The sequence below is a fragment of the Citricoccus sp. NR2 genome (assembly GCF_027594385.1).
GTDB lineage: Bacteria > Actinomycetota > Actinomycetes > Actinomycetales > Micrococcaceae > CmP2.
In genome coordinates this window covers 493600-506459 of the sequence record NZ_CP115154.1, presented here as the reverse complement: position 1 = coordinate 506459, position 12860 = coordinate 493600, and the positions used below count along the sequence as shown (strand labels likewise).

Sequence of the window (12860 nt, the reverse complement as noted above, 5' to 3'; positions counted from 1 at the left end):
CGGCGTAGCGCCTATAACTAGCACGGCACGTTGACCAATTCTTTGTTCTTGAACCGTCCCGGGTTCTCTGCCGCTTCTATGCGGGGAGAATCTCTCGGGTGAGGGACTCGTAGTAGGCAGCCTCGTATTCGGCGGGGCTGCTCATTCCGAGGCTACCGTGGAGCCTGCGGTGGTTATACCAATCGACCCAGCCTGCGGTGGCGTACTCGACATCGGCGATCGTTTTGAACGGTCCGTCATGGAAGATCGTAGTGCGGACGCACTCGGCCTTGTAGAGCCCGTTAATCGTCTCCATCAGGGCATTGTCATACGCGTCGCCGACGGACCCGATCGATGGGGCGATGCCGTCGAGAGCGAGTTTCTCTGTCCACGCCACGGACGTGTATTGGCCTTGAGACCCAGCATCGCTATGCGCTCGGAGCTGATCGGGTTCGATGGGCCGGCCCTGGCGACCGCGTTCCCACAGCGCCATCCGCAGCGGGATCATGACCAGGTCGACGTGCTTGCTGGTCTGCGCATGCCAGGCCACGATGCGCTGGGAGTAGACGTCGAGGATGAACGCGACATATACCCAGCCCGTCCATGATCGGACATAGGTGAAGTCCATTACCCACGTGTGATCCGGCCTGGGCGCGGTGAAGTCACGGTTCAGCAGGTCCCCGGCACGGATCCCGTCCTTCGCCGGGATCGTCGTTCGGATGCCCTTGGCTCGGGTTGCCCCGGATAGTCCGAGCAGACGCATGACCCGGTCGACCGCGCCGCGCGAGGCGTCAGGGAGTGTGGTCCGGCGGATCAGCGCGGTCATCTTCTTGCGACCATAGAGTCCTTCCGGAGTCATCTTCCGCCGCACGACACCAGCGCCATTGACCACGGTCGTCCGGGCGGCGTCGCGAACGGCGTCAACGACGAGGGCATCGGTGACAGTGCGGGCGGCGATGCGGGGCCTGGTCCAGGTCCGGTAGGTTCTTGCAGCGATCTTCACGCCCTGCCCTTGCAGGACGCGGATGATCGACTCGACTGCATGGCCCTCGGCGCGCATCTGATCGATGAACGCGCGCATCATCGGTTGCGGGGGTCGAGTTCCCCCGCGAAGAAAGTCGTCGCGGCTTTCAGGATCGCGACGTCTTCGCGCAGTCGCTTGCTCTCGGCCTTGAGCCGCTTGATCTCAGCTGCTTCCTGGCTGGTCTGACCAACACGGTCACCGGCGTCGATCTCGGCCTGGATTACCCAGCGGCGCAGGGACTCAGCCCCGACGACTTCCTGGCGGGCAACGGCCACGACGGCCTGCTGGTTCGAGGGGTATTCAGCGCGGTGTTCAAGGACGAGCCTGACGGCTCGTTCACGCACCTGCGGATCGATCTTCTTCGGCATGACGCCATCCTTTCAACTCAAAAGGAAGCGGCACTAAACCCGGGACAGTTCATCTGGAACAATGTTTGGAGTCGTGCAAGGCCTTGTTGTTCGGGCTGACGCGCCAACATTTCGGGGCTGTTGCTTGGGAAGTCACGTCCGTCGGCCGGTTGGCAGCCGAAAGGAGAGCGTGCAATTTTCGTCCCCATACTTCTTGGTATGAGGCGCCGAAGAAGCATGTATAAACTGCGCCCAGCCCACGAACAGTTCGACTGGTGGGCAAGGCGGCATCGACGAAACAGCTCTACGCAATGTGGAAGCAAATCGATGCCTCTAGTAATGGGAAGGAGTATAAAACGTACCGGATCGTGTGCTCGCGGTCGGCGGCGCACGTCGAAGCATGCGAGGCCCGGCATTGAAGCTTGGGGACGCGACGGCAGAAGCACCATCCTGTAACGTCGCGAACCTTGCTTTAGGCGGCGCAAAAATGTCCTCTAGTGTGATGCGCTCACTTGTTTTCGCTCCTATCTCCCGGGCCGTGTTCGTCGTAGGTTACGACTAGATCCTGATTTCGATTACGATCCACCTGACCAACATGACCTAACGCGACTTTCTCTTGAAGTTGATTCAAGTTGAACAGCGCTGTGTGATCTGGCGGACCGAAAACTTTAGCTCCGATTCTCGGGGCAACTCCGAATCTTCTTGAACTCGATGTTCCCGATAACGGGAATAGAGGGTCAACCAAACTGAACCGGGATACTGCCGGAAAACCTCGTTCTTGGGTTTCAGGATGCAGTGGAAAAGACGCGAAGTACTGGCGAATCCCCTGAGACGCACCAGCAGATAAAGGGGGGTGCCCCTATATTTATTCGTAGGCCCCACACGGGGTCTGGTCGCTGGTCCTGGTATGGCTGATTTGCCCTGTCATCAATGATCCGGGGGGTGTTGCCGCCAGGAATCCAGGACACGCGTTGACTGCTGATAGGGGCTCGGCCCAATACTGTTGAGGTCTCTCGTAACGTGGGTGCCAGCATCGGGTGTCATGACAGCCAACGGCCATGGAACTGATGGTCGAGGAGGACTGTCATGAATACCGATTACGACATCTGGATCGGACTCGACGTCGGCAAAACCAGTCATCACGGTTGCGGGCTCAATCTAGTAGGCGAGCGGGTCTTCGACCACGAACTCTCGCAAGATGAAACAACACTTCGGGACGTGATCACAACCCTGCAGGAGGATTACGGCCGGGTGTTGGTGATTGTTGATCAGCCGAACACGATTGGGGCGCTTCCCGTCGCGGTCGCTAGGGATTGTGGTGCCGATATCGCTTATCTGCCGGGGTTGGCGATGCGCAAGGCTGCTGATCTGTATCCGGGTCAGGCGAAGACGGATGCCCGGGATGCGTTCATCATCGCCGACACTGCGCGCACGATGCCACACACCTTGAGGTCTGTGGATCGGGAGTCGGATGTGCTGGCTAATCTCAAAGTGTTGGCCGGCACGGATGAGGACCTGGCCCATGACATCACGAGAGCGATCAACCGGCTACGGTCCCTGTTGCTCCAGATCCACCCAGCACTGGAACGCGTCTTCAAAGGAACCGTGCTGATCAGGAGCATCGTGTTGGATCTGCTGATCCGGTATCGGGGTCCAGCAGGGCTGCGCGCGGCGGGGAAGTCGGGAGTGAAGCGGTGGGCGCGCAACCATACCCGCAAAGATCCCTCCGTCTTGATCGATGCGATCTTCGACGCTCTGGCCGAGCAGACGGTGACCGTGCCCGGCAGTCAAGCGTCGGAGTCGGTGGTGCCGAGGCACGCTGCACGGATCAAGGCGTTGAAGGCTGAACGGGCTGAGATCGAGGCAGAAGCTGCTGAGTTGGCTGATTCGCTCCCTCTTCTTCAGGTCTTAACGTCCATGCCGGGAGTCGGCGTTAAGACCGCGTCCCAGATCCTCCTGGCGGCCGGTGATTTCTCTGCGTTCAAGACTGCCGGGCATCTGGCTGCGTATGCCGGAATTGCTCCGGTGACGCGGCGGTCGGGGACATCGATTCGGGGTGAGTTCCCGTCGCGGGCGGGCAACAAACGGTTGAAGAATGCGTTGTTCCACTCGGCGTGGGTGGCATCGGCCATGATCCTTTATCGAAGGCATATTACGACCGGAAACGGGCTGAGGGTAAGCGCCACAATGCTGCGGTGATGTGTTTGGCTCGTCGTCGACTCAACGTCCTGTACGCGATGGTCAAGACCGGGGCCTTCTACGAGGCGAAGACCCCGGCTGCTGCTTGACAATGAATGTAACGGGTGATTGCAAACGCCTACGGGTATGTGCCCGAAGGAAATTCGGGCACATACCTGCGTGACGGGGTACTTAACAATGGTTAGATGGAGCACCACCGTCGTGGCGCCACATCTAAAAAGCACCAACTGGCTAGAGCCACCGAGGCGCTGGGACGTCTTGGCCAAGAACTAGCCGAGAGGCGTCCCTTCCAGATGCCCACGCAACTACCGCGGCGAGATCGCCCCGGATCGTAACTCTGGAATCGTTCTCGACCCCAGCACCGATTGGGTCCAAGCCGGGCCGGTCTGTGACTTCGATGGTGAACCCCGGGTCTGTTTTCCGTGCGCGCCACGCGGTCGTGATGTCCTCCAAAAGTCGTTGCAGGACTTCGGCGGGGATGTCGGAGAACCGCGCGCCATTAACCAAATCGATGGCGTGTAGCCAGACCTCGCGGGTTCGCATCCACACCGTCTCGGATAGCGGCACTTCCCGACCTTGAGCTGTGCGAACCACAGCTGCCCAAGCCTCCGGAGGGGTATCGCGCCATTCGACGTTCAGTGACACCGCAGCGTGATGATCAAGGTGTCGGAGTGCTCGGGCTGGCATGGTCGCGCCGAGTTTGATCTCGCGGGCACGGTCTTCCGGTGACGCGTACATCGGGGTCTTCACCCCGGTGTTGGCCCAGGAAACCAAGCGTTGGATTGCTCTGGCGTTGTATCCAACGTGCGCGATGAGGTGTCGACGCGTCCACCCCTGTAGCCGTGTAGGCTCGTCGAGATGGTCGTCATGGATTTCTTGCACCTTTCGATGCCAGAACGACGTACCCCTCCTAACAGTGAGGAGCTGTTGTTTCAGAACCGGATCGGTTGCTAAATCGTAGCGAGCCACCATGTCAAGGGGCCACAATCTTTGAGCGCATAGGTCCGATGCCGTCGATCTCTACTTCTACGACGTCGCCTGGCTTCAGGAAAACCTGCGGATCGCGGGCCCGACCGACTCCGCCAGGCGTTCCTGTAAGGATTAGATCGCCGGGGTTCAACGGAAGCATAGTGGAGATATACGCCACGAGATGTTCGGGCGTGAACACGAGATCACCGGTGGAATGCTCTTGCATCACCTCGCCATTGACCCGTGTTCGCAAGGTGGAGTTCTTGTAATCGAATTCGTCGTGAGTGACCACGACCGGACCGATCGGGGTTGAGCGGGCCCAGATCTTGCCCTGCAACCATTCGATGGTTCGGAACTGCCAGCCGCGCATGGAAATGTCGTTGGCGGAGGAATAACCTGCGATTGCGTCGCGAGCTTCTTCCTCGGTGACGCGATCGGCACGTTTGCCAATGACAACGACCAATTCTCCCTCCCAGTCAAGCTCGGGGTCCTCAGCGACGGCTGTGATCGGCTCAAATGGGCCGGTCAGTGTCTCCGCGAACTTGGCGAAAAGGGTCGGATGCGTCGGCAGCTCGCGCCCCATTTCCTTGATGTGGGAGGCGTAATTCAGTCCAACGCAGATGATTTTTCCAGGTGCCGGAATTGGTGAGTCGAGTTGGGCATCTTCCTCCGGGATGGAACTCCCCGAAGCGTTCTGCGCTGTTCGTAGCCAGTTCTTTGCGAGCAGGAGCTGACCGACATCGGAGTAACCATCGACCAAAGTCCACTTGCCTTGGTCGTACCGGGCGGCCGCCGTACCCTGAGGTGTTCGAATGGTCGCGAGTTTCATGAGTTGTCTCCTTCGACGTAGGTTCGCTGGAAGTGTAGTTTCTCGATGATCGGGTGGTCACCGAACTGGAAAAGATCAAAGGACGTCTCTGCTTGCATGTGGAACGGTGCCCATGAAGGCACGACGAAGATATCGCCGGTCTCGACCTTGTGCTGGGTGTCACCGATCGTGACGATACCGCGACCTTCGAATACTTGATAGACGCTTGATCCGACCTCCCGAATGGTCCGCGTCTCGGTTCCATCTCGGAGCCGATGGAACTGTGCCCGGATCGTGGGCATGACGTCTCCTCCAGTGGTGGGATTGATGAATCGAACTGCGGCGTGCCCTGGAGCCACAGTCGCAGGGAATCCCTCGTCCTCAATGCGGAGCTGCTCGGTCAACGCTCGATCAGTGTGTTCCCACCGGTAGGCACCTATAGGTGAGGACACAGTATTGTTCAGGCCGGACAACGGACGTAGCCCAGGATTGCTCCAGAGTCGCTCGCTGCGTGAGATATCTGGGGTGGACTCGTCGGTTACCCTATCGATGCCGAACTCGAAGAACGAAGTGTCGGTGTAGTGCACGAAGGGAATATCGAGTCCATCGATCCAAGCCATAGGCTGGTCAGTTTCGTTGTGGTGACCGTGGAAGTTCCACCCAGGAGTGAGTAGGAAGTCGCCGCGGGACATGCGTACCGGGTCGCCATTGACCACTGTCCAAACACCCTCGCCTTCGACTACGAACCTGAACGCGTTCTGCGAGTGCCGATGTTCGGGAGCAACTTCGTGTCCGCCGAGATATTGGATTGCGCACCAAAGCGTTGGTGTTGTGTAGGGACGTCCGCCGAGTCCCGGGTTGGCCAGTGAAATCGCACGACGTTCTCCACCGCGCCCCACGGGCACTAAATCTCCCGCTCGCTGGGCCAGGGGCAGGAGCTCATTCCAACGCCAGAGATGCGGTTTCGCCTGTGGGCGTGGCTCTGGAGGCATCAGGTCACCGATCTCAGTCCACAGTGGGATCATATGGCCGGCCTCGAAATCGGCGTAGAGTTGCTCGAGCTGTACTTGTTCCTCCGGCGTTGGCGGCGGCACATTCATCCCGTCGACACCGCGTGGCAGGTCATGGTCGGCATGGTGATCATCGTGGTTACTCATGGGTCCTCCTTCTGTGCCGCTGCAGTGAGCAGCAGGTGGTTAGGTTATGACTGGGTTTCCTGCTCGGATCTAATGCGCGTGGCGATGTCTTCTCGCAGCGCTTTCTTGTCGATCTTGCCCACCTTGGTTGTGGGGATTGAATCGACAATCTCGATTCGTTCGGGGATCTTAAAAGCTGCAACGCCCGTACGATGAAGGTGCTCGCGTACCTGGTCCAAGGTCAGTGTGTGCCCGTGCGCCGTCTGTGCATACAGGCAGACCTTTTCTCCAAGCACCTGGTCCGGCATCGCGACGGCGGCGACCATGGTGAGTCCAGGGATCTGATAGATCAGTGACTCGATCTCTTCGGCGGAGATCTTTTCGCCGCCACGGTTGATCATGTCTTTGTCCCGCCCCTGAACAATGAGGTTCCCATCAAGGCGACGCTCAACAACGTCGCCTGAGGCGTACCAGCCGTCAGTGAAAGCTCGAGCGTTCGCCTCAGGTGCACTGTAGTAGCCGCGCGGAGTGTAGGGTCCTCGCGTAAGGATGCTCCCTGGAGTTCCATTGGGTAGGTCAGCGCCCAGAGGGTCTACGATCCGGACCTCGTCGGCTTCAGAGACAGGCCGACCTTGTGTTTTGTTGATGACCTCGTCGTTGTCATTCAGACGAGTCATATTGATCAGTCCCTCGGCCATACCGAAGACTTGCTGCAGTCGGCACCCGAGGACTGGCTCAACGCGCTGGGCTAGCTCGTCAGGCATTCGTGAGCCGCCAACCTGCAAAGTGCGTAGGGTGGCAAGTTCGTCGGTGCCGTGCTCTAACTGGAACTCGATCCATGTCTGGGCCACCGCGGGCACGACCGCGGCGTCGGTGACACCCTCGGCCTTGATCATGGGGAAGGCCTTCTTTGGATTTGCGCTTGGCAAGATCACCGTGCGCGCGCCCAGGAAAAGTGTGCCTAGCACCCCAGGGCACGCCAACGGGAAATTATGGCTTACGGGCATGGAGACTAGGGTTACAGTATTTCCCGAAATCTCTGCGATTTCGGAGCAGGCCTTGACGTTGTATGCGTAGTCGTTGTGGGTGCGTACGATCAGTTTCGGAACACCGGTGGTACCTCCAGACAGCAGGAATAGTGCCGGGTCTTCCCCTGCTGGCGCCATACTGTCGAGGCGGGTGCGGGCCCTCACCGGCTCTGAACCGGGAGCCAACAGGGCCTCAAGACTTAGATTCCCGTTCCGTGGGGAACCAGAAACATATACGTACTCTATGGAGGGCACCTCGTCGCGAAGTTCGTCCGCGAGGTCTTGATAGTCGAAACCTTTCAGGGTGTCGGCTACAAAGAGACCTCGCGCTTCGGCTAGGTTACTCAGGAAGGCGAGCTCGAATCGACGATGTGCTGGCAGCGCCATGATGGGGATGATTCCTGCGCGTAGGCAAGCCAGAGTTACGACTACGAACTGCCACCCATTGGGCAGAGCGAAGAGGACGCGGTCATCTCGCTGGAACCCGTTCTCGAGAAGTCGTTCAGCGGCCGCGTCGGCGCGATTGACTAATTCTGCATACGTAAGGCGCGTTCCGTCTGCACCATCTACGAGTGCAATTCGGTCCGGTACACGGTCGGCAGTTGCGTTCACATGTGCACCGATCGGCAGGTCCTCCCAGTATCCCTGTCGGCGGTAGTAACCAGCCAAGTCCTCTGGCCAGGCCGTGATGCCGTCCTTGCTGTGGTTGGTCATCCTTTTCGCTCCTCCTCATTCTGGGTTGGCGCCGCAACAATCACGGCGTCCAAAGCGACCAGACCGGCATTAGTCATGCGTAGCGGGTTAATCTCAAATTCGCTAAGGTCCGAATTGTCTTCAAGGGTTTGACCCAAGATCGAGAGGATCTGGGCCAGGGCATCGGCATCCACTGCCGGGCCACCACGCCAGCCGCGAAGGATAGGTCCGGTGGCGAGGTCATCGATCATTGCGTCCACAGCCCCTTCACGTAGCGGGTGAATGCCGACGGCAACGTCTCCCATCACTTCGACGGCGGTGCCGCCGATGCCGAGGAGTACGACGACGCCGAAGACCGGGTCGCGTCGTGCGCCTACAACGAGGTCAATTCCATCGCTGGCCATCTCCTCGATGAGATATTCCTTGGCTCCGGCTTTGTCGAGGGCGAGAAGTGCTGCTTCGAGCTGGGACTCGGTAGATACTCCGAGATGAACGCCGCCGATATCTGTTTTGTGCAAGATTTCAGCGTCTACAAGTTTTACAGCCGTTGGCCCAGCAAGCTGCCCCAACGCAGCCTGCGCTTCCGCATGCGTGCTGGCACGGAACCGTGCGGGTACGTTGACCCCCGCTTCTTGTAATAGATCTTTGGACGTAGCTTCGTCCCATGGGCCGTCGCCGACCGCGATTGACTTGGAGCTTTGCTCAGACTGGAGCAGGTTGTGCTGGGCGACGGCATCGCGGACCAGCGCTTCCAGGCTCTGGGCGAGAGCTGTTGGGCCGCTTACGACCGGAATCCCCGCCGCTGCGGCGTCGCGGACGACGCGACGCACGTCATCACTTGGCCCGTCCACCGAGAGGACGGTGGCTACGTGGTCGGCCTTGGCATTTTTCACGGCCTGTACGAAGTCCGCAACGGGTTCGAGTAGTCCGTAGATCCCCACCGCGTCTATGGACGCGTCATTCGCGACCGTGTTGATCACGTCAGAGAAGGTCCCTGCCGGGCGACCAGTGTCGACTGGATTTCCTTGAAAAGTCAGTGGCGGTAGCAGGGTAGTGAGGCTGGCTACCGTCGAATCTGCCAATGGTGGGATGTTCACCCGAGCTCCAGAGAGATGGTCAGCAGCGATTAGGCCGGGTCCGGCTTGCCCCGTGATCAACCCCACTCCCGGAACTGGTTGCGCCCCAATACGCGTGCGTGACAGCGCTGCTGCTGCGGCCACCAGTTCCGATTCGTCGCGCACGAGCACGGCCCCGCTCTGTAGGAGCGCAGCGCAAGTGCTTTTCCAAGAAGTAGCCAGAGCACCTGTGTGAGATTGGGCGAACTCTGCAACGTCGTTTTCACCGACCACGAGTGCGATAACAGGCTTGCGTACCGAAGCGCGGCGCACAGCGGCCATTAGACGCCGTCCATCGGGAACTGTTTCGATGTGTAACGCGATAGCTTCCGTGGCAGGATCGTCAGCCAGGTAATCGATCACCTCTGCAGCGGTGACATCGATTCCTGCACCAATGCCAACACCGAGGGAAACGCCGACCCCAGCCTGGTCGAGCCGGAACGATAGCGAATGATTGACCCCGCCGCTGGAGGATACAACGCCAATCACTCCCGATTTCAGATGTGCGGCCCCAGGGACGAAGCTGGCGATCAACTTCCGTCTCGGGATGAAGAAACCTGACGTGTTCGGGCCGAGAACCCGAATGCCCGTGTCTTCGATGACGTCGATGATTTGCTGTTGGTATGCAATGCCAGGTCCTCCAGCCTCAGCAAAGCCGCCGGCACAGACCAGAGCGGCGCCGACACCGGCTTGGGCAGTTGAGCGGAGCACCTCAGCAGTTACGGCAGCAGGGACACACAAGATGGCGAGATCGATCGTCTTGTCCAAGCCATCTACACCTTGGGCTGCTTGGTCGATAGAAGCGTACATCTCCGGATTACGTGGATTAACAAGAGCAACAGGATGCTCGTATTCAGAGGTAGCCGCGGCCATGACCGCGCCCAGCTTGTCAGGTTCGGCGGACGCACCGATAACGGCAATCCCCCGCGGCTCGAAGAGGCGGTTCAGTCCCGTATCAGTGGCGGTGAGTGCGGGCGACGTCGTCATTTAGCCACCTCATTTGCTACGGCATCAGCACGTCCAGAAAGAACAGCAGTGGTCGCAGCTTCCTCATCTGTCGGCTCGGCGATGATAGTGGTGAGGTTCCGGCTAAGTCGTGCTTCCTCACTGATCAAACGGCGAGTCAGCGGCGTACCGCCACGCACCAAGACAGTGCCACTGGTAGGTAATGTCGCCATGATGGAACCGAGCTGCTCCTCATGGTCAGGAGCCTCGAGGATGGTCAGGTCAAGTGCATCCAGCGGGAGACGCTCATCATCATTCGTCATCGTCCCCTCATGTAGCGACAGCAAACGTCCTGTGAAGTTGACACCGGCCAGGGTCACAGGTGTAAGCAATGGCGCGTGACCGTGCTCATCGTGCCACTCCTTTTCAACGGCGGCGACCAATTCTGGGTCCCGTTGACGGACTTTCTCGATCGAAATGGAGCGAGACACAAAGTGGAAGGTGAACTGTAAAGGCGCCAACGAGTTGTAGTAGCGACCGAAATGCTCCCACCAACTCAGTGATGGGCGGGCGGCGTTTTGTACTTTAGCGACCTCGGGCATACGAATCTTCTCGTACTCTTCAAGGGCGGCTGGCAGATCTTTGGGATGGTCCGCCACACTTCGGGCCAAAACGATCGCGTCCTCCATCGCCATCTTGGTACCGGAACCGACGGAAAAATGTGCCGTGTGCAGTGCGTCGCCAAGGAAGACAACGTTGTCGTGGAACCACCGACCGGAGGTGCGGGTGCGGAAGTTTCCCCAACGCGAGTTATTAGTGACGACCTCATGGCCTTGAAGATCCTCAGCGAAAAGTTCCTCGATGTACTTCTTCGATTTCATATCCGAGATACCGGGAGGCTGACTAACGTCGAACTCGTCAAGCTGGGCGTTCCTCCACGTTTGCTCATCAGCCTCCACGATGAAGGTGGAGAGCTCGTCGCTGATGGGATAGGCATGCGCCGCGAAGTTTCCATGCTCACTCTGCCTATGCAGGAAGGTCAGGCCATCGAACATGTAGGTTGTGCCGAACCAGATGAACTTTGCGCTGGCCTGCGCTTCTTTATGCTGCAGTTCCTTCGCACCAACCAAACGGCGTGTGTTCGAATTAGCGCCGTCTGCGGCGACGATGAGGTCAAATTCCTTCAGGTCTTCCAGCGAGGAGACAACGGAGCCGAAACGCATTTCGACGCCGGCCTCACTCGCGGTTTCTTGCAGCGCAGAGAGCAGAGTCTTACGGTGAATGGCCGACATGCCGTTTCCAGTAAAGGAATGACGCTCGCCTTTGAGCCACACCTGCAGAGTGTCCCAGTGTGTGCCATCGCTCGTCAGCGCGTTGTCAAGAACCGGGTCTGCATCGGTGATCTTGCGAAGCGTGGCGTCCGAGAATACGACACCAAATCCGAATGCATCCCCGGCTTGGTTCCTCTCGAACAGGACGACGTCCGCTTCCGGTAGGTGGCGTTTCATCAAGGTGGAGAAGAAAAGGCCGCCAGGCCCTCCACCGATGCAGGCAATCCGAATGGTCATAGCGGAGACCTCCTGAATCGTAGTGTCTATGTGACTGATCTAACGATTGGAGTATAACAACTAAACGAGTAACACGCATCAGTTGTTTCATCTTGGGTTGTTCTGACTGCCTGGCTCCACGTCGGGTCGGGTGAGGGCTGATGAGATGTAAGCGGTGGCTTGCCCCGCGAGGGCGTGGTGGACCTGGAGGAATACCTCATGAGCGCGGGACGCGGGCCAGCCTGCGGTGGTGAGTGCGTCCGGCAGCCCTGGGTCAATGAACGGGAAGTGACGGTAGCTCCACACGAGCTTCACGCGCAGTTTCAGCGCTTCGGCTGGTGTGATTGCTTCCTGCATGGTCGTCTCCAAGCAGGGCTCCCAGTCGGCGATGAACTCGTGGTATTTCGTCGCCAGGTCGGCCAGATCCCAGCATTGCTGGGCGAGTTCTCGGTCGCGTTCCCAGCTTCCCGTCGTCATGGTGACAACGTGAATCCTGACCCCTGGTTCTCGTTGTAGTGAGGTGATCATCTTTTCGCGCACGTCGTGCGGAGCGACCCAGGTGGTGGGGTTCAATTGGCCGAACCCCTCCCAGGCGAGTTTGCGTTTCAATGCCTCGCGTTGCTGTCGTTGTGCTTCGGGGATCTGGTACAGCACCATGGTCCATTGGCCGGACCAGGGGCGGGTTCTCGTGGTGAAAATACGATCTCGACCCTCGTCTAGCACTTCGAGCATCCTGGCCGACGCCTGGTAGCTGACGTTTCTGCCGTGACGCTCGGTCGTTACCCAGCCTTCTTTGCGCATGCGGGAAAGAGTGACGCGAGTTGTAGGAGGCTCAACGTCGAATAGGGACATGAGTTGGGTGAGCTGGGTCAGGCGGATGTCCCCGTCCATGTAGCGAATGTAGTCGCCGAATAGGTCCATGATGAGGTCTTTGGGGCGCATCTTCTGAGCTCCTGATTTTGAGGTGATGTGCTGATTGTCGCGAGGCTTGTGCTTTGTGTCACACTGTGCTTCTCTTTAACGTGTCACTAATACAGGCGTATCGGTGTGTAATTGTTACATATGGTGCG

At 58.9% G+C, this 12860-nt stretch carries 8 protein-coding genes and 1 pseudogene; 1 reads left to right on the top strand and 8 read right to left on the bottom strand.

Annotated features, from left to right (window positions below; all coding sequences use genetic code 11):
* Nucleotides 1-76 precede the first annotated feature (76 nt).
* Nucleotides 77-1371 (bottom strand): IS3 family transposase gene (locus O1A05_RS02360; RefSeq protein ID WP_270106495.1). Its coding sequence is split into 2 segments (ribosomal slippage): nt 77-1098 and nt 1098-1371, totalling 1296 coding nucleotides; the frame shifts between segments, so codons are not numbered across the junction.
* Nucleotides 1372-2436: 1065 nt separating this feature from the next.
* Between O1A05_RS02360 and O1A05_RS02355 the strand changes: the two are divergent.
* Nucleotides 2437-3638 (top strand): annotated as a pseudogene (locus O1A05_RS02355) (IS110 family transposase).
* A gap of 142 nt (nt 3639-3780) precedes the next feature.
* Here O1A05_RS02355 and O1A05_RS02350 read toward each other — a convergent pair.
* The 7 genes from O1A05_RS02350 to O1A05_RS02320 all read right to left on the bottom strand — a co-directional run bounded on the left by O1A05_RS02350 (nt 3781) and on the right by O1A05_RS02320 (nt 12732).
* On the bottom strand, nt 3781-4521 hold the full coding sequence (locus O1A05_RS02350; RefSeq protein ID WP_270106494.1) for a maleylpyruvate isomerase family mycothiol-dependent enzyme: 741 nt from the start codon (nt 4519-4521) through the stop codon (nt 3781-3783).
* A 1-nt stretch (nt 4522) separates the two neighbouring features.
* Nucleotides 4523-5347, bottom strand: coding sequence for a fumarylacetoacetate hydrolase family protein (locus O1A05_RS02345; RefSeq protein ID WP_270106493.1), 825 nt, complete (start codon nt 5345-5347; stop codon nt 4523-4525).
* Nucleotides 5344-6426 carry a cupin domain-containing protein gene (locus tag O1A05_RS02340; RefSeq protein WP_270107482.1) on the bottom strand — a complete coding sequence of 361 codons (1083 nt, stop codon included), beginning with the start codon at nt 6424-6426 and terminating at the stop codon, nt 5344-5346. Before O1A05_RS02340 ends, O1A05_RS02345 begins: the two co-directional genes overlap by 4 nt.
* A 101-nt stretch (nt 6427-6527) precedes the next feature.
* Nucleotides 6528-8204 (bottom strand): (2,3-dihydroxybenzoyl)adenylate synthase, encoded by a 1677-nt coding sequence (locus tag O1A05_RS02335; protein WP_270106492.1) that lies wholly within the window; start codon nt 8202-8204, stop codon nt 6528-6530.
* Nucleotides 8201-10285 (bottom strand): acetate--CoA ligase family protein, encoded by a 2085-nt coding sequence (locus O1A05_RS02330; protein WP_270106491.1) that lies wholly within the window; start codon nt 10283-10285, stop codon nt 8201-8203. The genes O1A05_RS02335 and O1A05_RS02330 overlap by 4 nt, the downstream gene beginning before the upstream one ends.
* Nucleotides 10282-11811, bottom strand: coding sequence for an FAD-dependent monooxygenase (locus O1A05_RS02325; protein WP_270106490.1), 1530 nt, complete (start codon nt 11809-11811; stop codon nt 10282-10284). The genes O1A05_RS02330 and O1A05_RS02325 overlap by 4 nt, the downstream gene beginning before the upstream one ends.
* An 87-nt stretch (nt 11812-11898) precedes the next feature.
* On the bottom strand, nt 11899-12732 hold the full coding sequence (locus O1A05_RS02320; protein WP_270106489.1) for a PaaX family transcriptional regulator: 834 nt from the start codon (nt 12730-12732) through the stop codon (nt 11899-11901).
* Nucleotides 12733-12860 lie beyond the last annotated feature (128 nt).